The organism is Phytoactinopolyspora halotolerans, assembly GCF_010550675.1.
In the GTDB taxonomy this organism is placed as follows: domain Bacteria; phylum Actinomycetota; class Actinomycetes; order Jiangellales; family Jiangellaceae; genus Phytoactinopolyspora; species Phytoactinopolyspora halotolerans.
This window is the reverse complement of the sequence record NZ_JAAGOA010000003.1, coordinates 323015-346464: the sequence shown is the minus strand read 5'-3', so window position 1 is coordinate 346464 and position 23450 is coordinate 323015. Positions and strand designations below refer to the sequence as shown.

The following is a 23450-nucleotide window of genomic DNA, read 5'->3' as shown; positions in this document are numbered from 1 at the left end:
GCCCCGGCCTGCTCACACCGGCGGGATTCCGTGCCGGCGCGCGGAGAAGGTCCGGTCCTTGCGCGCCGCTGCCGCCAACCTGGCCACGAGTTCGCCGCGCAGCCGCTCTGGTTCGACGATCGCGTCGATCACCAGATCGGACGCCAGCCGCAGGATGTCGATGTCGGCCTCATACTCCTGACGTAGTTTCTCTACGTAGGCGGCGCGCTCGGTCTCATCCTCGATGGCGGCGATCTTGTTGAAGTACACCGCGTTGATCGCCGCCTCCGGCCCCATGACCGCGATCTTCGCCGTCGGCAGAGCCAGGCAGGCGTCCGGCGAGAACCCCGGGCCGCACATCGCGTAGAGGCCCGCACCGTAGGCCTTGCGGACGATCACCGAAACCGTCGGCACCGTCGCCTCCGACACCGCGGTGATCATCTTGGCGCCATGCCGGATGATGCCTTCGCGTTCCACCGCTGAGCCGATCATGAAGCCGGGCACGTCGGCCAGGTAGATCAGCGGGATGTTGTACGCGTCGCACATCCAGATGAACCGGGCCGCCTTGTCCGCGGAGTCGACGAACAACACCCCGCCCTTCACGGCGGGCTGGTTGGCGACGACGCCCACCACCTGCCCCTCCAGCAACCCGAATCCGACCACCAGTTCAGCTGCGAACAGCGGTTTGAGCTCGAAGAACGAGTCCTCATCCAGCAACGCGCCGAGCACGTCGTGGATGTCGTACCCGGTGGCGTCGTCCTCCGGTACCAGGTCACGGTCGAACGCCCGCACCGGCGCGGACGCCGCGTACGACGGAGGATCCGATCGCCACGAGCCGGGCAGGTACGAGAAAACCGCCTTGGCCTGCTCGATCGCGTCGGCGTCGTCGGCGGCGAGGTTGTCCCCGCAGCCGGAGACGGTGGCGTGCATCCGGGCGCCCCCCATCTCCTCCAGGGTCACGCGCTCGCCGACGACCATCTCGGCCATCCGCGGCGAACCCAGATACATCGACGCGTTGCCCTCCACCATGATCACCACGTCGCAGAACGACGGAATGTAGGCGCCTCCGGCCGCGCTCGGGCCGAACAGACAACAGATCTGCGGGACCTTTCCGGACAGTGCGACCTGGTTGTGGAAGATCCGCCCGGCACCGCGCCGCCCCGGAAACAGCTCGACCTGGTCGGTGATCCGCGCCCCGCCGGAGTCGACGAACCAGAAGATCGGCAGTTCTTCCCGCAGCGCCAGCTCAGTGATCCGGACGATCTTCTCCACCGTCCGTGCGCCCCAGGATCCGGCCTTGACCGTGGGGTCGTTCGCGACCACCAGGGCGGGTCGGCCGTCCACCAGGCCGCGCCCGGTCACGACGCCGTCCGCCGGCAACCCGGCGGCGCTCGCGTTCGCCAGCTGACCGTCCTCGACGAAGGTGCCGTCGTCGAACAGCAGGGCGAGCCGGTCGCGGACATAAAGCTTGCCCTGCGACCGCAGCTTCACCGCGCCCGCGTCGGACGGCGTGAGCGTCGCGTCGCGCGCGGCAGCGACGTCGGCGTAATGGTCCTCACCCACGGACGCGCACCTCCGTCTCACGTCTCCCATGATCATGAACATTAACCGTGCTATGTGAACGGTAAGTGTTCATGATCATGGGGAAGGGTGGTTGCGTCATTCGACCGGCAGCCCGAGGCCGCGGGCGATCAGCAGCCGTTGGATCTCGCTGGTGCCCTCCCCGATCTCCAGGATCTTCGCGTCCCGGTAGAACCGGGCCACCGGGTATTCCTCCATGAAGCCGTATCCGCCGTGCACCTGGGTCGCGATCCGGGTGGCGGTCACGGCCGACTCGGTGGCGTGCAGCTTCGCCACGGCCGCAGCCCGTTTGACGTCGTCTCGGGGCCGGCCCGCATCGCGCATCGCGGCGGCCCGGTAGGTGAGCAGCCGCGCCGACTCCGCCATGACCTCGAGGTCGGCGATCTGGAAGGCCAGCCCCTGGTTACTCCCGATCGGTCGGCCGAACGCCACACGTTCCTTGGCGTAGCCGAGCGACGCGTCCACCATCGCCTGGATGCAGCCAACCGCGAGCGCCGCGATCGCGATCCGGCCGTCGTCGAGGCTCGCCAGGAACTGCGCGAAGCCCTGGCCGCGGACGCCCAGGAGGTGGTCGGCGGGCACCCGGCAGCCGGTGAACGTCAGCGGGTGGGTGTCCGACGCGCGCCAGCCCAGCTTGTCGTAGGCGGGCTCCACGGTGAAGCCGGCGGTGCCGGACGGCACGATGATGGTGGAGATCTCCGGCCTGCCCGATTCCTCCTCGCCGGTGACGGCGGTGACGGTCACACACGAGGTGATCTCGGTGCCGGAGTTGGTGATGAACTGCTTGGCGCCGTCGATGACCCACTCGTCGCCGTCCAGCACCGCTCGGGTGGCGGTCGCTCCCGCGTCGGAACCGGAACCCGGCTCGGTCAACCCGAAGCCGGCCAGCGCGCGCCCGGTCACCAGATCCGGCAGCCAGCGCTGCTTCTGCTCATCGGTGCCGTACGTCAGGATGGGGTTGATTCCGAGACCCACCGCGGCCTCCAGCGTGATGCCGAGCGACTGATCGACCCGGCCGATCTCTTCGATCGCCACGCACAGGCTGGTCAGGTCCCCACCGGAACCCCCGTATTCCTCGGGTGCGGTCAGGCCGAACAACCCGAGCGCACCCATCGCCTGCACGGTTCCCAGCGGGAATCTGTGCTCGGCGTCCCATTGCGCCGCGTGCGGAGCCACCTCGCCCTCGGCGAAGTCACGCACGACCTTGCGGAAGTCCTCATGCTCGGCGGAAAGCTCGAACGGCATTGTCCCTACCTTCCTGCACGCCTGGGCTTGTGGCCCATGTCGGCTCGGTTGAACGGCGTCGGGCACGGCGCCGGCGAGCCGATGGTCGATCGCACGCCGCCGCAGGGCCTGGCCACCTCTGCAGCCGACGTTACGCCATCTCGCGCGCGCGTGCGGTAGCAGTATCCTCGCCGCTGCGGGTCACCGTCATCGAGGCGGGCAGCGGCGGCGAGGACGCATGAGTACGAATCGCCGCGTCCCGGTCAGATAGCCTGTTGCGCAGGCGATGGAAGGGAGAGGTCGTGAATCGCAGCGTCACCAAGGTGCTGATCGCCAATCGCGGTGAGATCGCGGTGCGGGTGATCCGTGCGTGCAAGGACGCCGGCCGTGGCAGCGTGGCTGTCTACGCCGACTCCGATCGCGACGCTGTTCACACCCGGCTGGCGGACGAGGCGTATGCCCTGGGCGGTGAGACCGCGGCCGAGACCTACCTGGATATCCAGAAGCTGTTGGATGTCGCCGCCCGCTCCGGTGCCGACTCGGTCCATCCCGGCTACGGCTTCCTGGCCGAGAACGCGGACTTCGCGCAGGCGGTGATCGACGCCGGACTGACCTGGATCGGGCCGCCGCCGGAGGCGATCCGCGCGCTGGGCGACAAGGTGAGCGCCCGGCACATCGCGCAACGGGCCGGCGCGCCGCTGGTGGCCGGCACCGCCGACCCGGTCTCCGGTGCCGACGAGGTGGTGGCCTTCGCCGAGGAGCACGGGCTTCCGATCGCGATCAAGGCGGCCTTCGGCGGCGGCGGCCGTGGGTTGAAGGTGGCGCGCACGCTGGACGAGGTCGCCTCCCAGTACGAGTCGGCGGTGCGTGAGGCGGTGGCCGCGTTCGGCCGCGGCGAGTGCTTCGTCGAGCGCTACCTGGACCGGCCCCGCCATGTGGAGACCCAGTGCCTGGCCGACCAGCACGGCAACGTCGTGGTGGTCTCCACTCGTGACTGCTCGCTGCAGCGTCGGCACCAGAAGCTGGTGGAAGAGGCGCCGGCACCGTTCCTCACCGAGGCACAGAACGCTCAGCTGTACCGGGCGTCGAAGGCGATCCTGCGCGGTGCCGGCTACGTCGGCGCGGGGACCTGCGAGTTCCTGGTCGGCGCCGACGGCACGATCTCCTTTCTGGAGGTCAACACCCGGCTGCAGGTCGAACACCCGGTCACCGAAGAGGTCACCGGGATCGACCTGGTGCGTGAGATGTTCCGCGTCGCCGAAGGGGAAGAGCTCGGCTACGACGACCCGCAGGTGCGCGGGCATTCGATCGAGTTCCGCATCAACGGCGAGGATGCCGGGCAGAACTTCTTGCCTACTCCAGGGCCGGTGACCAGGTTCGATCCGCCGTCGGGTCCGGGTGTCCGGCTCGATGCGGGTGTGGTGGCCGGCAGCGTCATCGGGCAGAACTTCGACTCGTTGCTGGCGAAGCTGGTCGTCACCGGCGCCGACCGAAGGCAGGCGATCCAGCGGGCCCGGCGCGCGCTTGCCGAGTTCGAGGTCGACGGTCTGGCCACGGTCATCCCGTTCCACCGGGCGGTGCTCGACGACCCCGCCTTCGCCCCGCAGGAGCCGGACAAGCCGTTCGAGGTGCACACCCGGTGGATCGAGACCGAATGGCAGAACACGGTCCAGCCTTTCCGCGCAGGTCAGGCGGAGCCGGGCGAGGCAGCGGCTCGGGAACGGATCACGGTCGAGGTGAACGGCAAGCGGCTCGAGGTGGTGCTGCCGGAAGGGCTCGGAGCGTCGTCGTCCTCCTCCGCCGCCGCACCCGCCGCCCGCAAGCCGGTGCGCCGGCAGGCGGGTAGCGCCGGAACCACCGCCGTCAGCGGCGACGCCCTCGTCTCTCCGATGCAGGGCACCATCATCAAGGTGGTGGCCGAGGACGGTCAGCAGGTGGCCGAGGGCGAACCCATCGTCGTCCTGGAGGCGATGAAGATGGAACAGCCGTTGAACGCGCACAAAGCCGGCACCGTGTCCGGGTTGTCCGCCCAGGTCGGCGCGACGGTCGCCAACGGAGCCGTGATCTGCGAGATCAAGGATTAGGTAGCCCGCCCGCCGCGCAGTTACCCAACACTTGATGAAATAGGACCGTGACGGATCACCGATCAGCGCGGCACCCAGCCCGCATAGCCGGTCTCATCTGCGCGATCCTGGCCGCCGCCATCGGCATGTTCGTCGCCGCCGCGCCGGCACGCGCCACCCAGGATCTCCAGATCGCCGAGCCGGGCGCCCGCGTCGACCAGATCGCCGAGCGGCTGCGCACCGACCCCCTCGTCGTCGACCGGTCGATGGCGAACGGCGACGTCGAGGCCGTGCGGGAGATCCTGCACGACGAGATCGCCGGCTCTACGTATCCGGCCTACGTCGTCCTGGTGCACAAGGTGCCAGGCGACGATCTGCCCGATGTGCCCGGCGAGCTCGCCACCCTGATCCATCGCCGGGTGGGCGAGGACGGCCTCTACGTCGTCGGCATCGGCGACTGGGTGGAGGCCATCTCGCCCGGCCTCGACGGCATCGACGACCTGACACTGGCGAACGCCGGCTTCGCCGGCACCGAAGCGTTCGACTCCACCCCCGTCGCCGACGCCCGCGCCTTCCTGCGCGTCGCACCGATCGTCGAGTCCGGCGGCTGGTACGGACCGGAGGGCGAGGCGGCCGCGGCGGAGATCTCCTCCGATCTCGGCGGCGACCCCTTGATGAACCGCACCCACGTGGACTTCAGCGAGACGCGGGTCCGCATCGAGCTGACCGAGCTCGGCCCCACCAACGGCATGACCGAGGATGGGGCGCTGGGTCTGGGCTTCGTCGTCGGCGCGGCGTCGGCGATACTCGCGGCCGTCGTCTTCGCCCTGGTGGGCACGCGCTCCAGATCCTCGGCGCCGCGACAGCCTTCCGACGTCTCCGCAGCGCGGCGCCGGCTCCGCGACGCGCTGGCGGTGATCGACGAGAGCCAGTGGAACGCTGCCGACGACGTCGACCCCGACCTCCAGCAGGCACTCCGCAACGCCGCCGACGCCGCACACGCCCTGCAGGACAGCACCGACCCGGCCGACGTGGTGGGAGCGATGGTGCTCGCCGAGTACGCCGCCGACACGTCCATCGGACATCGACCGGCCGAGCCGCCACGCCCGTGTTATCTCAATCCCATGCACGGGGAGCATTCGACCACCGCACCACTGCCCGGCGACGCGAGCTCGCCGCGAGTGCCCGTGTGCCCGCGGTGCGAGCTGGACCTGCGGGAAGGGCGCCACCCCGACGTGCTCCGTCTCCGGCAGGGCCGGAAGGTGGTCCCGTACTACCGTCGCGACGACGTCTGGGCGTTCACCGGGTTCGGGTCCCTCCGCGCCGACGCCGCCGATCTGGTGCTGGCGGGTGCTCGCGCCGGTACCGCGCTTCCCGGGAGGTTCGCCCATGACCGGCGGCGGTAGGGACGTCGCCGCGCCCAGGCCACGGCTGAGCCGCGGCATGCGCGTGCTGCTGGCGTTGCTCATCGGGATCATCGCCGCCGTGGTGACGCGCAACGTCGCACTCTGGCTCTCCGACGACGGCACCCGCAAGGACTGGACCACGCGCACCGAGATCGAGCAGGTGGCGAACGTGCCGCCGGCCGACGACCGGCTGCGCGACGCCGCGGCGCGACTGGCGGAGTCGCCGCTGTACGTCGATCCCGCCCTCGCCTACCTGCTGCCGGAGAGCGAGCGGGAGGATGTGGTCGACGTCCTGCGCGGCGGCGAGCCTACCTTCGTCGTCGTTATGCCGTTCCACGAGGAGGACGGGATGGGCGGGAACATCGAGGCGGCCGTCATCGCGCTCGCGGACCAGGTGGGTGAGGACGGCCGCTACGTCATCATCGATCAGCGTCGCTACGACGCCGGCATCCAGCGCACCGGCGACCAGATCAGCTGGCCGGTCGTCTCCCTCCCGGAGGGACCGATGGCCGACTCGCTGATCCGGATGTTCGGCGGCGGCGGGCGCGGCGAGGCGAGCTGACTGAGCTGAGCTGAGGAAGGTTGAGGAGCGTCGATGTCCAGTGAGCGGGTGACGACCATCGTCGACGAACTGGGCGACTCCCCGGTCTACGTCGACCAGGGGCTGCTGCCGGACGGTCAGGTCGAGGACCTGACCGCCATGGTCGAGGAGTCCCCGGTTCCCATCTATGTCGTGTACACGCAACTCGACGTCGACGACGAGTTCAACGGACGCCCCGGCCAGCTCCTCGCGCTCGTCTGGGACCAGCTCGGTGATGACGGCGTCTACGTCTCGGTCAATCCGGGCGGGATGCTTACCGTGCGCGAGCACGGGGTGGCCAACCAGAGCGACGCCGTCTGGGCGGCCGAAGACCCCGACGACGATCCGGGCGCCACGCTGGAACGGTTCGTCGAGCTGGTCGCGACCGGCACCGGGGAGGAAGCGTACGAGCAGCTGCGATCCGACGACGGCTCGTCGACCTCCTCGTCTTCCGACGACGCTGCCGAGATGCTCGCGGCGGTGATCATGATCGGACTGTTCGTCGCACTCGTCGCGGCGCTGGTCTTCACCTACCGCGCCCGCACCCGCCGGGACCAGAATCAGGTGGCCAGGGCGTTCTCGGTGCCGCCGCACGTGCTGGATGCGGTACGCGAGGCCCGTTCGGAGGCCCTGGAAGAGCAAGCCAGAGCGGCTGTGCTGGAGCTGGGCGAGGCGCTGGACCGGACCGACGTTCCGGCCGGCGGCGGGAGCGGCAGCGGCACCAGCGCGGTCACCGAGTATCGCGCCGCGCTGGACGCCTACGACGCGGCGGGCCGCACGCTCGACCGGAGCGGCGGCTCGATCGCCGACCTGGTCGGTGCGCTGGTGCTGGCCGAGACGGGCACGGCACACCTGCGGCGGGCCACCGGGCGCGAGTCGCTGCGACGCCGGCCGCTGCCTCGGCCGTGCTTCTTCAACCCGCTGCACGGCGCGGCCACCCGGGACGTCACGCTCCCCGGGCACAGCACGTCGCACGTCCGGGTGGGCGCGTGTGCGGTGTGTGCGCGGCACGTTGACGACGACGTCGAGCCGGACACGCTGATGGTGACCGTCGGTGCACGGGACGTGCCCTACTACGAATCCGGCGCGGAGCCGTGGTCCTCGACGGGTTATGGGGCGCTCCGCGCCGATCTCGTCGAGCGCGTACTCGCCGGTCCCGCCCGGCCCGGCGCGTGACGTCGCTCATCGCCGTCGCTTCTTGAGCGCCCGTTGCGTCAACGGCGCCCGCAGCGACCTCTGTTCGCCACTGGCGCTCAAGAAGCCGCGTCGCTCGTCCGAGCCGCGGGCACCTCAACCTGTGGGGACGACGTCCGAGGTGCCGAGCACTGCGCCGGAGGAGTCCAGCGCCTCCACGGCCACGTAGTCCACGTAGTCCGCGTCGTCCACGGCGACCGCGGTCTCGAACCCGTCCTTGCCGACGGTCGTCACCGGTCGAAGGCGGTCCTCGGCGTCGCCACCAAGGACACGCCATTGGGTGACCTCGGTGCTGCCGTTCCAGCTCATGTACACGACGACCTGCCCGTCGCCGGACGCCTGTGCCGCGACGTCGGGTGGTGAGGCCGGATCGCCCGTCCACGGCATCCGGTACGCGCGGTATGTCTCGGCCGGCGCGAGGATCGCCTGCATGACGGCGGCCCCGTCGGCGTCGAACTCGGTCATGGCCGATCCGCTGCCCCAGCCCACGAGCACGCCTCCGTCGTCGAGCCGCTGCGCGTTGCCCTGGCTGAACGCCCTGATCCGCTCCGGGTTCGTGCGTTCCTCGACGAGCTGCACCGTCCCCCGCTCCTCATCGAGATCGAGCACGATCGCCCGGGACTCGTCCCTCGGCGACGGGGCGGCCTGGTTGTCGAAGAGGCTCAGCAAGCCGTCCTCGGTCCATCGGGCGTCGTGCTGCCACGCGAACGTGGTCTCGTCGGTCATGGTGAAGTCGCTGCTCCTGCCGCCGAGCACCCACCGGATCTCGCCGGTCTCGCGGTCGATGTAGTAGACGGCGTGGGTGTTGCGTGCGGAGATGAGCAGGCCTCCGTCGTCGTCTTCGACCACGGAGTTCACATGGAACCAATCGAACGGCTCGTCCTCGTCCTCTCCCTCGTCAGCGTCCTCATCGTCGCCGCCCAGGTCGTCGTACGTGTCGGACATCTCGACATGCTCGCTCGCGTCCCATTCGAGAAGGACTTCACCGGTCTCGATGTCGATCTCCTGGACATAGTTGTTGAGCATCTCGCCGTCCGCCTCACCACCGAACGGCCGCAGGTCGGCCGGCTCGGTCTCGTAGGCCAGGACCAGCGCAGTGCCGTCGTCGGTGAGCTCGAACTCGTGCAGATCGCCCGGGCGGCCATCACCCCCACCGATGCGGGCGATCTCCTCGTACGAAGAGTCCATGATCACGAACTCCCCGTCGCCGTGGCCCTCGTGCGACTCGCCCTCCCACCACGTGAGCACGGGCTCGCCGTCGTACTCCTGAACTCGGAAGTCGGCGACGTTCATGTCCTCCCTGGGAGATGACCAGACCATCTCACCCTCGCCGTCCACGATCAGCGGTCCTGTCTGGGCGCCGGCCTTCTTCGGGGCCATGAACAGCAGCCCGTCGGCCGTCGCACCAGTCGTCTCCACACTGATGACCGGCGGCGTCAAGTCCGGGCGGGTGACGTAACTCCACGTTTCGACGCTCTCCTCCTCGCCGCCGGTTGCCTCCCCGTCGTCTCCGCATGCCGTCATCATCAGCGCGGATGCACCGATGACGACGAGAGCCGAACCGTTCACTCGCCGACGATCCAGATGTGTGTCGCAACTCATCGGGGCCCAGTCAATCACGAGGTTCTACATACACGTTTCGTCCGAGACGCGGCGTACGCTGCAGCCGGAAGTCGTCGACGGGCGACCGGTCCTCCGCACGACCATCGGTGCCTCATCGAGCGTCGCCAGGAACAGGTATGGCACACCAGGGGTGAGGAGTGGATGATGGAGATATGTCGAGCGTGTGGGATGAAGCGGGCAGAGAACTCAGCGAAGACGTGCGTCTCTTCGTGCATCCCGAAGCGGAGGCCGAGCTCGAGGAGGCCGGTATTCCGTTCACGTCGGCCCAGCAGGAAGAAGCCCGGCTGCTGCTAGACGGGGCGTCCACGCCCATCTGGATCGCGGTTCTACCCCTTGCCGCCCAAGATGCCCGGGCCTCTGTGGAAGATCTGGCTAACCTCGTCCGTCAGGATGGCTCGTATGTCGCCCTGCTGAGTAATGGTGGGGCCGACGCCGTATCCACCATCCTCAGCGATGCCCGCAGTACGGCCGTGTCGGTATCGAACATCGCTGAGGACATGCCGGAGCTCATAGACGGGATCGTGGAGCGCTACGAGAGTATGGCCGACACGGCCGACGGCGGTGCGAGTGGTGCCGGCGGCAACGGCACCGGAACGAGCGAGCCGGACGGTGGCGGCGGGCTGCTGCCCCTGGCCATCTTGGCCGCGGCCGGCGGTGGTGGGTTCCTGCTCTACCGGCGGAACAAGCGCAATCGTGAGCGCGTCCAGCTGGAACAGGTGCGCGGCGCGCTGGACGAGGACATCACCGCCTACGGTGAGCGACTCTCGGAACTCGACCTCGACGTGCAGGCCGACTCCAAGGTGCCGATAGAGGCACGCCACGAGTACGGCCGCGCCCTCGACCTGTACGAGAACGCCAAGCTCTACGCGGACCGCGCCGAGAAACCCATGGACCTGAAGGCCGTCACCAACGCCCTGGAGGAGGGGCGCTGGCTGCTCGGCTGCGTGGACGCCCGGATGAAGAATGAGCCGCTGCCGGAGCGCCGCCCGCCGTGCTTCTTCGATCCGCGGCACGGCCCGTCCGTCGACGATGTGCTGTGGGCGCCGCCAGGTGGCGTGAACCGCACGGTCCCGGTCTGCGCCGCCGATGCCACCCGGATCCGCGACGGCGAGAACCCGGACACCCGGATGGTCACCGTCGACGGCGAGCGGCGTCCGTACTGGGATGCCGGCCCGGCCTACGGTGCGTGGGCGGCCGGATACTACGGCGCCGTCCTCCCGGCGATGATGGTCGGCACCATGCTCGGCACGACCATGACCGCCCCGCTGGCCTACGGCGCCGCAGACGCGGGCGCCGGAGCCGACGGCGGTGGCGGCGACTTCGGGGGCGGCTTCGGGGGCGGCGGCGGAGGTGACTTCGGCGGCGGCTTCGGCGATGGTGGCGGTGGCGGCGACTTCGGGGGCGGCTTCGGAGACTTCGGCGGCTTCTGAACGTCGCATGGGTAGAACCACCCACCACGGACTGCTCACGTTGCATCGTTCTCCCGATGAACTCACCGGTGTGCAGGCCCTAACGTCGCGTCATCGCCGACTTAGGGGGCTCCATGACCACCATGCACAGCCGACCTGCGGGACCTGCCACCGAACTTCTCGACGACCTCCGCGGGGCCGTCGGCTGCACGGTTCTCGCAGCAGGCGACGCCGGATACGACGACGCCCGGCGCGTCTGGAACGGCGTCATCGACCGTCGCCCGGCGGTCATCGTCCAATGCGACAGCACCGACGACGTCGCTGCGACGGTCCGCATCGCCGGCCGGCACCGCCCCGAGATCAGCGTCCGCGGCGGTGGCCACCAGGTGGCAGGCAGCGCCGTCTGCGACGATGGCCTGGTCATCGACCTCTCTCGGATGGACGGGGTGACCGTTGACCCGGTCACCCGCACCGCGCGGGTGCAGGGCGGGGCCCGCTGGGCAGACGTCGACGGAGCCACGCAGCGCCACGGCCTGGTCACCACGGGCGGCGAGGTCTCGCGCACCGGCGTCGCTGGACTGACGCTCGGCGGCGGCATGGGCCTGCTGCACCGCGCCTTCGGCCTCGCCTGCGACAACCTGCGCTCCATCGAGGTCGTCACCGCCGACGGACAGGTGCGGACGGCCAGCACCACCGAGAATCCGGACCTATTCTGGGCGGCTCGCGGCGCGGGACGCGGGCTCGGTGTGGTGACCGCGTTCGAGTTCGGTCTGCACCCATTCGGCCCGGACGCCGCCGTCGCGCAGGTCATCTATCCGTACGACGAGGCCGCGACCGCGCTGCGGCGATGGCGTGATGCGACGCTCGTGGCGCCGGAGACGGTGAGCCCGGAAGCTGCGTTGTGGAGCATTCCACCGGATCCGGAGATACCCGCCGAGCTGCACGGCACCAAGGTCTTCATGGCGGCGGCGCTCTACGCCGGCGATCCGGCGGAGTCCGGCGAGGCGCTCACCCCTTACCGTCGGCTCGGGACTCCCATGGTCGATCAGAGCGGCACCGTTCCCTATGTCGCCGTGCAGAGCGCGCTCGATGAGCTCGTGCCCGACGGCGGCCGCTATTACTTCAAGTCGCACTTCATGGACGAGCTCAGGGACGAGGCGATCACGACGCTGCTCGACTGCGATCGGAACCGGCCGACACCGGAGACGCTGATCGTGATCCGCACCCTCGGTGGCGCGATCGACCGGGTGTCGCGTGCGGAGAGCGCCTATGCGCACCGTGGCGCTCGGTTCAACCTGAGCATCGACTGCCTGTGGACCGAACCCGCGGACGACGACCGGGTCGTCGGATGGGCACGCCAGACGTGGCGGGCCATGAAGCCGTTCGCCTCCGGCGGCGTCTATATCAACTTCGCCGGCCTTTCCGACGAGGACGACGTCAGCCGGGAGGCCATCCAGGGAGCGGACACCTCCCGGCTGGAGGGCGTGCTCAGCACCTACGATCCGACGGGCCTGTTCGCTTCCGCCGCGGCTCGCCTGTAAGGTCCGCAGCGGAAGTACGTCAGCCAGCGGCGCCGCGCAGACCCGATCATGGCGCGCAGACCCGATCATGGGGTGCGGACCCGATCATGGGGCGAGGCGGTGCTGGAAGGCGTACGCCGCCGCCTCGGTCCGTGAAGACACGCCGGTCTTCGCGAAGATGTTGGACAGATGCCGGGCTACCGTCTTCTCGCTGAGCGTCAGCGATGTGGCGATCTGTCGGTTGGTCCGGCCATGGGCGACGAGACCGAGGACCTCGACCTCACGCCTGGTGAGCCCGTCGGGCAGGGGCGGGCCGACGCCCCACCGGGGCGGCTTCGGGCTGTCGGGCGCTGCACCGAGGCGTTTGAACACGTCGGCGGCAACGCTCTGCTCGGCCGCGGCCGCGTCGTCGTCGCCCAGTGCCATGTATGCCTGCGCCAGCACCAGCCGTACCCGAGCGCATTCATAGGGCGCGTCCAGTTCGCGCCAAAGCCGGCACGCGTCGCGCAAGATGGGCAGCGCCTCTTCCGCACCGCCGTCGGCCAGGCTGACGAGGCCCTCCGCCTGCCGGGCGAGGGCGTTCAACCCTGCGCTGCCATACCTCGCCGCGGTCTCGCTGAGTTCGGCACTCGCCGCCCGAGCGGTTTCGATGTCGCCCGCGCTCAGCGCGATCTCCACCTGCGCCGCGAGTAACCGGGCGCGGACCAGCCGGTCCCCGGTCTCGGCGAGCAGTGCCGCGCGGATCGACGACGACGCGGCGTCCGCCTGTCCCTGCGCCAGCCGGACGAGCGCGGAGCCGGGCTGAGGATCACGTCCCAGCTCGCGTGCACGCTGGTATTCGGCGAGCGCACCGTCGTAATCGCCGCGCAGCCGACGGACCTCCCCCACCTGGTAGTGCGCTTCGGCCGCAGTGCCCACGGCCAGGTGTTCCACGTCGGTGCACACCCGCGCCGCCTCGCGTTCGGCCTCTTCCCAGGCGCCCGCTTCTTGCAGGATCTGTGCGCGGTGCACACGGCAGATACCGGCGAAGAGCACAGCCGCGGAGAAGGAATCCACCCAGCGGGAGGCCGCAGCTGTCCAATGCCGTGCCCGCGGAACGTCGGCGACTTCATGACAGGCACTCATCAAGTGGCAGTAGACGTTGCCGACCCAGTCAGGACTGAGGCCGTCGTGCAGCGAGGTGGTCATCGCGTCGTCCAGCGCAGCCATCCCGTCGGCAACCCGGCCTTGCCGGATCAACGCGTGTCCCCGTCCGGTCAGGCCCAGCGCAACCAGAGTCGTGTCACTGTGCCGGCGGCCGGACTCCCGGACGACGTCCGCCGCGGTGAGCACGCTATCCAGCTCCCACCGGTCGAGGCCGCCCTCAACGTCGACCAGATACGCCAGGTAGGCCTGCTCGGGGCAGTCCGGTTCGCCGGAGAGCAGACCAGCCGCCCGGCTCATCCATCCCGAAGCCTCCGCTTCATCCCCGCGAAGGGCGTGCAGATAGGCGATGCCCAGCGCTTCCATCGCCGCTCGACGTGGCTGCGTGTCGTCGAGATAGCAGCGGTACGCCTCTGCTGCCGTCTCCAAGGACCGATCCAGGTGCCCGAGCCACCACGAGGCATCGGCGACCGCATGTAGATCATCCGCGCCCAAGCCACCGCGGGCGCGCGCCTCGTCGAAGAGTTCCTCGGCGCGCTGCCAGTCATGGCGCTGGTATGCCGCATGCGCCCGCGACAAGAGCTCGTTCACCTGGCGCCCCCTAGGGTGTCCCACAAGGGGACATCGGCCAAGCCTTTGATGCGGTGAAGTATGACACCAGGCGGCGCGGTGTCAAATAAGGTCAGTCGCGCAGGTGCAGGCGGCGAGCGGCCTCGGCGATCGACCCGGACAGCGACGGATACACGGTGAACGCACGCGCCATCTGGTCCACCGTCAGCGAGCCCTCGACCGCCAGCGAGATCGGATGGATCAGTTCGCTCGCCCGCGGCGCGACCACGACACCGCCGATGACGATCCCGGTGCCGGCGCGGCAGAACAGCTTCACGAAGCCGTCGGTGATCCCGTGCATCTTGGCCCGTGCGTTGGTCGCCAGCGGCAGCTTGATCGCGCGGGCATCGATCTCGCGCGCGTCGATGGTGGCCTGGTTCCAGCCCACGGTGGCGATCTCCGGCGAGGTGAAGACGTTCGCCGCGACCGTCTTCATGTCCAACGGGTGGACCGTATCGCCCAAGAAATGCCACATGGCCGTCCGGCCCTGCATCGCGGCCACCGAGGCCAGCATCAACACACCTGTACAGTCCCCGGCCGCGTACACGCCGCGGGCCGTCGTGCGGGACACGCGGTCGACGACGACGAACCCGCGATCGTCGACCTCCACCCCGCATTCGGCGAGGCCGAGGTTGTCCGTGTTCGGTACCGATCCGACCGCCATCAGGCAGTGCGACCCTTCCACCGTGCGCCCGTCGGACAGGGTCACCACGACGCCGTCCCCGGACCGTTTCACCGACGACGCCCGGGAACGCGACAGCACATTCAGGCCACGCCGGGCGAACACGTCCTCCAGCACCAGTGCGGCGTCGGCGTCTTCCCCGGGTAGCACCCGGTCCCGCGACGACACCAGCACCACGTCTGAGCCGAGCGCGTTGTACGCGCTGGCGAACTCCGCGCCGGTCACACCGGATCCGACCACGATCAGCCGCTCGGGCAGGTCCTGCAGGTCATATACCTGCTCCCAGGTGAGGATGCGTTCGCCGTCCGGCTGGGCGTCGGGCAGGATCCGCGGCCGCGCTCCGGTGGCGAGCAGCGCCACGTCGGCGGTGAACTCCTCCGTGCCGCCGTCGGCGAGATCGACGACGACGCGGTCCCCAGGCGCCAGCCGTCCGACTCCGCGCAGGATCCGGACACCGGCGCGCTCGACGCTGGCGGTCGTGTCGGCCGACTGAGCCATCGCGAGGCGGCGCACCCGGGCGTTCACGCGGGCGAGGTCGACTCGCACCTCCTCGCCGTGTGTCACGCCGAGCTCGGACGACTCCTCCTGGTCGGTGACCACCTCCGCGGTCGCGATCAGCGTCTTGCTGGGCACGCAGTCGGTGAGAACCGTCGAACCGCCGATACCGTCCCGGTCGACGAGGATGACCTCCGCTCCGAGCTGCGCGGCCACCAGCGCCGCTTCATATCCGCCGGGACCGCCACCGAGTATCGCCACACGAGTCACGTACGCCATTGTTGCGCATACGTGCGGCCGGCCCCACAGCCCTCGCGCTGTGCCTTCCCACCCACGACCCACGCGCCCCTTTGCAATGCACACATATACGCATCACGCGTGCGACGTGCGGACATGGGTTCCTCGGCCCTGACTTAGACGCAGCCATTCGAGACCGGGCCGGCCAGCCGTCGCAGACCCGATGCGTATATGTGTGCATTGCAAAGCGTCCGTGGGAGGGACGGTGACCAGGGCCGACACGGACGCGGCGGGTAGACAGCCGCGAACGCGTGCCGGCAACAGATGTCACATCACGGCGCCCAGCTGCCAAGGTGCGAACTCCTCGTCACCGAAGCCGAGGATCTCGCTGGCGGTCTGCTCGCCGGAGGCGGTCGCGACGATCCGCTCGAAGATCTGCCGGCCGATCTCCTCCACGCTCGCCTCCCCATCCGCGATCACGCCACAGTTGATGTCCATGTCATCGGACATCCGCCGGTACATCTCGGAGTTGGTGGCCAGTTTCAGGCTGGGCACGGGTTTGCAGCCGTAGACCGAACCGCGTCCGGTGGTGAAGCAGATGAGATTCGCCCCGCCCGCCACCATCCCCGTCGCCGACACCGGGTCATAGCCGGGTGTGTCCATGAACACCATCCCTCGCGACGTGCCCTGCTCGGCGAAGAGCCGGACGTCGGAGAGCGGCGCCGTGCCCGCCTTCGCCACCGCACCGAGCGATTTCTCCAGGATGGTACTGATCCCGCCTTCCTTGTTGCCCGGCGACGGGTTGTTGTCCATGCTTCCGCCGTGCGCGGCGGTGTACTCGCGCCACCAGGCGATGCGCTGGTACAGCCGAGCGGCGACGTCGTCGTCGACTGCCCGTTCGGCCAGCAGGTGTTCCGCCCCGTAGATCTCCGGCGTCTCCCCGAGGATCGACGTGCCGCCACGCGCGACCAGCATGTCCGACGCGACACCCAGAGCCGGATTGGCGGTGATGCCGGAGTAGCCGTCGGACCCGCCGCACTGGAGCCCGAGCACCAGCTCAGACACCGGCACCGGCTGCCGCTCGATCTCCATCGACGCGAGCAGCTTCTCCACGCCCTCCACGCCGGCGCGCACGGCTGCCGCCGTCCCGCCGGCATCCTGGATGGTCATGCTCGTGTACGGCGTCGACGTGGGCAGGTCGAGTTCAGCGATCTGGTTCACCTCGCAGCCGAGCCCCACCACGACGATGCCGCCGAAATTGGGGTGGTCGGCGTACCCGGACAGCGTGCGACGGAGCAGCTCGAGCCCTTCCCCGTCGGAGGCCAGCCCGCACCCGGTCTGGTGCGTGATGGCGACGACACCGTCGACGCTGGGCTGTGCCGCCAGCATGCCCGAGATCCGCACCCGCTCGGCGACCAGCTTCGCCACCGTGGCCGAACAGTTGACCGAGGTGATGATGCCGACGTAATTGCGTGTCCCGACGCGGCCGTCGGGACGGACGATGCCGGCGAACGTCTCCGGCTCGACCGGTTCCGGCGCGGGCACCTGCCCGGTGGTCACCGCCGCGTCACTGGTGTCGGCGAAACCGACGTTGTGGACATGCACGTGGTCTCCGGCCTCGATCGGCCGCGCCGCGTAGCCGATCACCTGGCCGTACTTCCGCACGGGCGCGCCCTCCGCGACGGACACGACGGCGACCTTGTGCCCGGGCGGGATGGTCTCGCGGACGGCGATGTCTCCGTACGGGAGTGCGGTGCCCGCTTCCAGACCGTCGAGCGTCACCGCCACGGAGTCGTCCGGGCGGAGCCGGAGCAGCCGCTTGTCTGCCGTCATCGGAATCTCCCTCGCCAACAGCGGTACAGGTGCGCGGAGTCTCAGAGTGTCCCGCCACGATGGCGGGGCGGGTTGAGAAACCGGTTACTGACCTACCTTACCGCGCCTCGCGTCGCCGTCATCCCGTCGTACACCTCCCGGCCCGCGATACAGTCGGCCGGTGAGCGAGAGCACCGCAACGGACGACCCACAGGCAGTCGCGCAGGCGGCCGCCGAGCACATCGCGAAAGCCACCGGCGTGCCCCGGCACGATGTCGCACTGGTTCTCGGCTCGGGCTGGGGAGGCGCCGCCGAGCTGATCGGCGAGACCGTGGCCGAAGTCCCGGCCACCGACATCCCCGGTTTCAGCGCACCGGCCGTCGAGGGACACGTCGGCACCATCCGCTCGATCCGGATCGACACCGCCGTCGACACAGGCGGCGACCGTCATGCCCTGGTCTTGGGCGCACGGACGCACCTGTACGAGGGGCGCGGTGTACGGGCCGTGGTCCACGGCGTGCGCACCGCGGCCGCCGCCGGCGTATCGACGCTGGTCCTCACCAACGGATGCGGCGGGCTGCGGGAGGAATGGCAGGCCGGCACACCCGTCCTGATCAGCGATCACATCAATCTCACGGCCGCGTCTCCGCTGGAGGGGGCCACGTTCGTCGACCTGACCGATCTCTATTCCACCCGGCTGCGCACCCTGGCCCGACAGGTGGACCCGTCGCTCGGCGAGGGCGTGTACGTACAGCTGCGCGGTCCGCACTACGAGACGCCGGCCGAGATCCAGTACCTGAAACGCATCGGCGGCGACCTGATCGGAATGTCGACCGCGCTGGAAGCGATCGCGGCGCGCGAAGCCGGCGTCGAGGTGCTGGGCATCTCGCTGGTCACCAACCTCGCGGCCGGCATCAGTCCGGCTCCGCTGAGTCATACAGAGGTCATCGAGGCAGGCCAGGCAGCTGCGCCACGGATCAGCGCGCTCCTTGCCGAGATCGTGAGCCGGCTGGCGTGAGCCGCTTCCGGCACCAAGCTTCCACAAGGTCGCAAGGCCGACATCGAGGTTCCACATTGCCACGCGAGGCAGGCATCGAGGAACCTTGATGTTCCGGACGAAACGTCGCATCCACCCGGAGATGCGCGAGAACAGGGGACGGCGCCGATGAACGACGTGCTCTTCGAGGCTCAGAACTGGCTGGCCGACGACCCCGACCCGGCGACCCGCGCCGAGCTGCACGAGCTGATCACACGCGCCGACACCGGCGACACCGACGCGCTCGCCGATCTCGGTGACCGCTTCTCCGGCTTCTTGACCTTCGGCACCGCCGGGCTCCGCGGGGAACTCGGCGCAGGGCCGAACAGGATGAACCGGGCGGTCGTCATCCGCGCCGCGGCGGGCTTGGCCGGATATCTGAACGCCCTCCGCGAACCGGTCAATGACGGGCGCCATCGGGTGGTGATCGGCTACGACGCCCGGCACGGCTCGCACACCTTCGCCGTCGACACTGCCGCGGTCATGACCGCGGCCGGCATCGACGCCATGCTCATGCCCCGAGTCCTGCCGACGCCGGTGCTGGCGTTCGCCCTCCGATACCTGCACGCAGACGCCGGCGTCATGGTCACCGCGAGTCACAACCCGCCCCGTGACAACGGATACAAGGTGTACCTGGGCGGCGCCGACGGAGGGTCGCAGATCGTGGCGCCGATCGACGCGGAGATCGCCTCCTACATCAAGGACGTCCATTTCACCTCGCGTGTCCGCAGAGCCGCAGAGGGCTGGAGCATCATCGGCGAAGACGTCATCGACGCCTACATCGCCTCGGCCGCGCACGTGGCCGAGCCGCCGGGCGAAGACGGGCGAGATCTGCGCATCGTGCTCACGTCGTTGCATGGCGTCGGCGGAGGCACAGTCGTCGAGGCGCTGCGGCGCGCCGGCTTCACCGACGTGCTGCCCGTGCCGGAGCAGGCCGAGCCGGACCCGGACTTCTCGACGGTAGCGTTCCCGAACCCGGAGGAGCCGGGGGCGATCGACCTGGCGCTCGGATTGGCGGCCGACACCGGCGCTGACGTGGTGCTCGCCAACGACCCGGACGCGGACCGGCTGGCCGTCGCGCTCCCGGCGCCCTCCGCCACCGGCGACCTCTCCTGGCGGATGCTGCACGGCGACGAGGTCGGAGCACTGCTCGGGCATCATCTGGCCGGCAAACTCGACGGAGCGGCGCAGGACGACGCGGCGCCGGACGATGTGGCAGCGGACGTTGCACCAGGGCACGGCGGTACGCCGGTGTTCGTGAACTCGATCGTCTCGTCCCGGCTGCTCGGTAGGATCGCGGCCGATCATGGCATCCGGCATGTCGAGACACTCACCGGTTTCAAATGGATCTCTCGCGTGCCCGGGCTCACCTACGGTTACGAGGAGGCGCTCGGCTACGTCGTCGATCCGGACTCCGTGCGGGACAAGGACGGCATCTCAGCGGCCGTCCTGTTCGCCGAACTCGCCGCCGACACCAAGGCGGCCGGCCGCACCTTGTGGGACGTTCTCGATGATCTCGCCCGCACGCACGGGCTGCACGCGACCGACCAGGTCTCGGTCCGTGTCGAGGATCCGAAGATCATCGTCGATGCCATGCGCCGGCTGCGGCGCCATCGCCCCACCAAGCTCGGCGGGGCGCCCGTCACCGCCGTCCACGACCTCAACGCCGGGCTCGACGGCCTGCCTCCCACAGACGGCCTGCGCTATCTGACCGGCGATGACTCCCGCGTCATCATCCGGCCGAGCGGAACGGAACCGAAGCTCAAGTGTTACCTCGAAGCCGTGGTCAACGTGGCCGGAGGTGACGTCGCCGCGGCTCGCACCACGGCGGAATCCAGGCTGGCCGCACTCCGGCAGGATGTGTCGGAGGCGCTGGGACTCACCATCCCTTGACCACGGCCTCTGGTACCGTCACTGGCCGTGCCGACGACGAAACGACCCACCGCCCGCCGCGCGCTCACCGCCGCCGCGGCGGTCATCGTTTTCGCCGCCAGCGCGTGCGGGGACGACGACGCGGGCGGGGACTCTCTGCTCGGCGGCGGCTCCGGCGGTGGGCTCGCCGGTGACGACCAGTCATCGGCAGACCTGCCGGAAGACCTCTCCGAGCTCTCCGGCGAGGAACCTGCCGATCCTTCCAGCGATGGCACGGGACACGGCGACGACCCGAACGACGACGGCACCACCGACCAACCCACTGAACCCGGCAAGCCGCCGCAGAACATGTGTGACGTGGTCAGCGCATCCGAGATGAGTCAGCTCCTCGGCTATGACATCGCCACCACCCTCACGGCCGACTTCCCGGCAGAGGAATGCCTGTTCGACGTGGACGGCGAGGCGATCGCCTCCATACAGGCGTACTACGGAGACGCTCGCACCGACCCGGCGGCGTACATCCAGAAACAGACAGCGGAGATGTGGGACTACAGCGACCAGCTGTACGGCTGGGGCGACGCTGCGCGGTACGGCTCGGTCTCCGGCGGCACGCACGTCGCGATCGCCGTCGCCGAACGCCGGTCGGATTCCGTCGTGCTGCTGTTCATGTGGATGAAGGGCCAACCGAACGAGGACATGCTGGACACCGGCGCCGCCATCGCCGAGGCGATCCTGCCACGGCTGTGAGGGCTCGCAGTGGCCGTCCGCCCCGAAGCGGACATCACTGGCGCACGCAGCTCGCGACGGCCGGACGACGTGGAGGCGCGGGCGGCCTAGACTCGGGGAGATGACGGTCTTCGAAGACACCCGGTTGGCCGACGCCGCGTCGTCGGAGGCGTCGTTACGCCGGTTCCTGCACGGGCTGCCCAGCGTGGACCAGGTGGGTGCGGATGCGCGGGCCGCAACGCTGGCGACGCGGTCGATCAAGACGACGGCCAAGGAGTTCGCGATCGACCTGGCGATCTCGATGATCGATCTCACGACCCTGGAGGGCCAGGACACGCCCGGAAAGGTGCGGGCGTTGTGTTCGAAGGCACAGCGCCCCGACCCCACCGATGCGAGTGTTCCCCAGGTGGCGGCCATCTGCGTCTACCCCGACCTCGTACCCGTCGCCAAGGAGGCGCTCGGCGCGAGCGGAATCAAGGTCGCCAGCGTGGCCACCGCCTTTCCGTCCGGGCGCACCAGCCTCGCCGTCAAGCAGGCGGACACCCGGGACGCGGTCGCCGCCGGCGCCGACGAGGTGGACATGGTGATCGACCGCGGCGCATTCCTGTCCGGACGGTATGGGCAGGTCTTCGACGAGATCGTCGCCGTGAAGGAAGCCTGCGGCCGCGCCGATGCTGTCGAGGGACAGGGCGCGCATCTCAAGGTCATCCTCGAGACGGGTGAACTCGTCACGTACGACAATGTCCGCCGCGCCTCGTGGCTGGCGATGCTGGCCGGCGCCGATTTCATCAAGACCAGCACGGGCAAGGTCTCCCCCGCCGCGACGCTCCCGGTCACCCTGGTGATGCTGGAAGCAGTCCGCGACTTCCGCGTCGCCACCGGTCGTCAGGTCGGCGTCAAACCTGCGGGCGGGATCCGGACCAGCAAGGACGCGATCCGATACCTGGTCCTGGTGAACGAGACCGCGGGTGAGGACTGGCTCAGCCCGGACTGGTTCCGCATCGGTGCCTCCAGCTTGCTCAACGACCTGCTCATGCAACGCCAGAAGCTGAAGACCGGCTACTACGCGGGCCCGGACTACTTCACCCTCGACTAGGCCAGGTGTATCGCCTACCTGCCTGGACACATCGACAGGTCACCCGGCCTCGGCTGACACATACGTGCACAGCACTCAGCGTTCTTCGAGTCAAGGGCTGATGTGTAGTGCACATATTCCGGCGTCTGTCATGGTCTGTGGTCGGCACGCTGTCGTGCCGGCTGCAAGGAACCACGGAGTCGAAGACTGCCCCGGCTGACACGACGGGCGTCGTCGACGTCCCCGATTGACGCGGGTCGACGCGAGCACATCACTATATGGAGACCACATCGATGACCGGCAAGAAGACCCTGATCCCCCTGCTCGGCGCTGCGCTAGCGGTGGCGCTCACCGGATGCGGTGGCGACGACGAGTCACCGTTCCTCGCGGAGAACGCGGAGTCCCAGCCGGCTGAAGGAGACTCGGACACAACGCAGCAAGGTGCCGGGAACCGCGAGGACCCCCAGCCCTCAAGCGAGTATTGCGACCTGGCAGAAGAGTTCGGCAACGACCTGCTCACCGACGCCCAGTTCGACGCCCGATGGCGAGCAACCGAGATCATCGACTCATTCCGTGCGATCGCGCACGCTGCACCGGACGACGCCGTGGCGAACGACTGGAACGCCATGGCGGACGTCATCGAGGAAGTCGCCGACCTGGATATGAGCTACCCCGGTGACCTCGAAAACGCGCTGTTCGAGCTCTCCATCAACGAGGCCGACCGGTTCGGAGACATCGAAGCGGTCCCGGCGCGACTCAACGCACATCTTGAGAACGGGTGCACGTTCAGCGAGTCCCAGACCGGCGACGCTGACCTTGGTGCAGAGCCCGCCAACGAATACTGCGACCAGGTGCGACCGCTCAGCCACAACCTCGTCAGCGATGTCGAGGAAGTGCGTCAGCCCAACGGGGTCCACCTTGGTACCTATCTCGCCAGCATGTTCCTCGACATCGCCGCCACCGCACCAGACGACGCGATAGCGGAAGACTGGACCAACCTCGCAGGTCGGGTGGGATCTATGGCCGGCCGGATGCACACCGATTCGGTCCCCGACGAATTCCAGGCGTTGGAGAACGACGAGGAATTCGGCCCCATCATCGAGCGGCTCAAACGGCACATCGACACCGAGTGCGGCTGATCGACGTGGGCGACGGGTGTAGCCCCGCGGCACCCGATGTCGACA

Annotated in this window: 17 protein-coding genes; 11 read left to right on the top strand and 6 right to left on the bottom strand. The window is 69.2% G+C overall.

Annotation, left to right across the window (positions count from 1 at the left end; translation table 11 throughout):
• Window positions 1-12: 12 nt before the first annotated feature.
• Together G1H10_RS06085 and G1H10_RS06080 are read right to left on the bottom strand one after the other, a co-directional pair.
• Entirely contained in the window at window positions 13-1572 is a 1560-nt protein-coding gene (locus G1H10_RS06085; protein WP_174264089.1) for an acyl-CoA carboxylase subunit beta, read from the bottom strand.
• Between the two features lie 66 nt (window positions 1573-1638).
• The gene (locus tag G1H10_RS06080; protein WP_163734135.1) at window positions 1639-2805 is read right to left on the bottom strand and encodes an acyl-CoA dehydrogenase family protein; all 1167 of its coding nucleotides are present in this window, start codon (window positions 2803-2805) and stop codon (window positions 1639-1641) included.
• A gap of 281 nt (window positions 2806-3086) precedes the next feature.
• On the opposite strand from G1H10_RS06080, the gene G1H10_RS06075 reads away from it, so the two are divergent.
• From G1H10_RS06075 to G1H10_RS06060, 4 genes are read left to right on the top strand one after another with little or no spacing between them, the layout of a single operon-like run.
• Complete coding sequence (locus tag G1H10_RS06075; RefSeq protein ID WP_216852946.1) at window positions 3087-4868, top strand: acetyl/propionyl/methylcrotonyl-CoA carboxylase subunit alpha; 1782 nt, start codon at window positions 3087-3089, stop codon at window positions 4866-4868.
• 47 nt (window positions 4869-4915) lie between these two features.
• The gene (locus tag G1H10_RS06070; RefSeq protein WP_163734132.1) at window positions 4916-6253 is read left to right on the top strand and encodes a hypothetical protein; all 1338 of its coding nucleotides are present in this window, start codon (window positions 4916-4918) and stop codon (window positions 6251-6253) included.
• Window positions 6237-6815 (top strand): hypothetical protein, encoded by a 579-nt coding sequence (locus G1H10_RS06065; protein WP_163734129.1) that lies wholly within the window; start codon window positions 6237-6239, stop codon window positions 6813-6815. Before G1H10_RS06070 ends, G1H10_RS06065 begins: the two co-directional genes overlap by 17 nt.
• 33 nt (window positions 6816-6848) lie before the next feature.
• Window positions 6849-8009: a hypothetical protein gene (locus tag G1H10_RS06060; RefSeq protein WP_163734127.1), complete on the top strand. Its 1161-nt coding sequence runs from the start codon at window positions 6849-6851 to the stop codon at window positions 8007-8009.
• A 114-nt stretch (window positions 8010-8123) separates the two neighbouring features.
• Here G1H10_RS06060 and G1H10_RS06055 read toward each other — a convergent pair whose 3' ends face one another.
• Window positions 8124-9596, bottom strand: coding sequence for an arylsulfotransferase family protein (locus tag G1H10_RS06055; RefSeq protein WP_163734125.1), 1473 nt, complete (start codon window positions 9594-9596; stop codon window positions 8124-8126).
• A gap of 206 nt (window positions 9597-9802) precedes the next feature.
• On the opposite strand from G1H10_RS06055, the gene G1H10_RS06050 reads away from it, so the two are divergent.
• Complete coding sequence (locus G1H10_RS06050; protein ID WP_163734122.1) at window positions 9803-11080, top strand: hypothetical protein; 1278 nt, start codon at window positions 9803-9805, stop codon at window positions 11078-11080.
• Between the two features lie 113 nt (window positions 11081-11193).
• Window positions 11194-12600 carry an FAD-binding oxidoreductase gene (locus G1H10_RS06045; RefSeq protein ID WP_163734118.1) on the top strand — a complete coding sequence of 469 codons (1407 nt, stop codon included), beginning with the start codon at window positions 11194-11196 and terminating at the stop codon, window positions 12598-12600.
• A gap of 84 nt (window positions 12601-12684) precedes the next feature.
• Here G1H10_RS06045 and G1H10_RS34435 read toward each other — a convergent pair whose 3' ends face one another.
• From G1H10_RS34435 to G1H10_RS06030, 3 genes are all read right to left on the bottom strand, one after another.
• Entirely contained in the window at window positions 12685-14313 is a 1629-nt protein-coding gene (locus G1H10_RS34435; RefSeq protein WP_163734116.1) for a LuxR family transcriptional regulator, read from the bottom strand.
• 91 nt (window positions 14314-14404) lie between these two features.
• The gene (locus G1H10_RS06035; protein WP_163734114.1) at window positions 14405-15787 is read right to left on the bottom strand and encodes an NAD(P)H-quinone dehydrogenase; all 1383 of its coding nucleotides are present in this window, start codon (window positions 15785-15787) and stop codon (window positions 14405-14407) included.
• 285 nt (window positions 15788-16072) lie between these two features.
• The gene (locus tag G1H10_RS06030) at window positions 16073-17578 is read right to left on the bottom strand and encodes a D-arabinonate dehydratase (RefSeq protein WP_163734111.1); all 1506 of its coding nucleotides are present in this window, start codon (window positions 17576-17578) and stop codon (window positions 16073-16075) included.
• A 160-nt stretch (window positions 17579-17738) separates the two neighbouring features.
• Here G1H10_RS06030 and G1H10_RS06025 point away from each other — a divergent pair, with 160 nt between their 5' ends.
• From G1H10_RS06025 to G1H10_RS06005, 5 genes are all read left to right on the top strand, one after another.
• Window positions 17739-18575, top strand: a complete 837-nt coding sequence (locus G1H10_RS06025; protein ID WP_163734108.1) for a purine-nucleoside phosphorylase — start codon at window positions 17739-17741, stop codon at window positions 18573-18575.
• 147 nt (window positions 18576-18722) lie between these two features.
• On the top strand, window positions 18723-20486 hold the full coding sequence (locus tag G1H10_RS06020; protein ID WP_163734106.1) for a phospho-sugar mutase: 1764 nt from the start codon (window positions 18723-18725) through the stop codon (window positions 20484-20486).
• 27 nt (window positions 20487-20513) lie between these two features.
• Window positions 20514-21212, top strand: coding sequence for a hypothetical protein (locus G1H10_RS06015; protein ID WP_163734103.1), 699 nt, complete (start codon window positions 20514-20516; stop codon window positions 21210-21212).
• A gap of 100 nt (window positions 21213-21312) precedes the next feature.
• Window positions 21313-22287, top strand: a complete 975-nt coding sequence (gene deoC, locus G1H10_RS06010) for a deoxyribose-phosphate aldolase (protein ID WP_174264087.1) — start codon at window positions 21313-21315, stop codon at window positions 22285-22287.
• 272 nt (window positions 22288-22559) lie between these two features.
• Window positions 22560-23405 (top strand): hypothetical protein, encoded by an 846-nt coding sequence (locus G1H10_RS06005; RefSeq protein WP_163734100.1) that lies wholly within the window; start codon window positions 22560-22562, stop codon window positions 23403-23405.
• Window positions 23406-23450 lie beyond the last annotated feature (45 nt).

Coding starts and splice junctions, on each gene's coding strand:
- G1H10_RS06085 (WP_174264089.1), bottom strand. CDS start 1,572: ATGGGAGACGTGAGACGGAGGTGCGCGTCCGTGGGTGAGGACCATTAC.
- G1H10_RS06080 (WP_163734135.1), bottom strand. CDS start 2,805: ATGCCGTTCGAGCTTTCCGCCGAGCATGAGGACTTCCGCAAGGTCGTG.
- G1H10_RS06065 (WP_163734129.1), top strand. CDS start 6,237: ATGACCGGCGGCGGTAGGGACGTCGCCGCGCCCAGGCCACGGCTGAGC.
- G1H10_RS06060 (WP_163734127.1), top strand. CDS start 6,849: ATGTCCAGTGAGCGGGTGACGACCATCGTCGACGAACTGGGCGACTCC.
- G1H10_RS06050 (WP_163734122.1), top strand. CDS start 9,803: ATGTCGAGCGTGTGGGATGAAGCGGGCAGAGAACTCAGCGAAGACGTG.
- G1H10_RS06045 (WP_163734118.1), top strand. CDS start 11,194: ATGACCACCATGCACAGCCGACCTGCGGGACCTGCCACCGAACTTCTC.
- G1H10_RS06035 (WP_163734114.1), bottom strand. CDS start 15,787: ATGGCGTACGTGACTCGTGTGGCGATACTCGGTGGCGGTCCCGGCGGA.
- G1H10_RS06030 (WP_163734111.1), bottom strand. CDS start 17,578: ATGACGGCAGACAAGCGGCTGCTCCGGCTCCGCCCGGACGACTCCGTG.
- G1H10_RS06020 (WP_163734106.1), top strand. CDS start 18,723: ATGAACGACGTGCTCTTCGAGGCTCAGAACTGGCTGGCCGACGACCCC.
- deoC (WP_174264087.1), top strand. CDS start 21,313: ATGACGGTCTTCGAAGACACCCGGTTGGCCGACGCCGCGTCGTCGGAG.
- G1H10_RS06005 (WP_163734100.1), top strand. CDS start 22,560: ATGACCGGCAAGAAGACCCTGATCCCCCTGCTCGGCGCTGCGCTAGCG.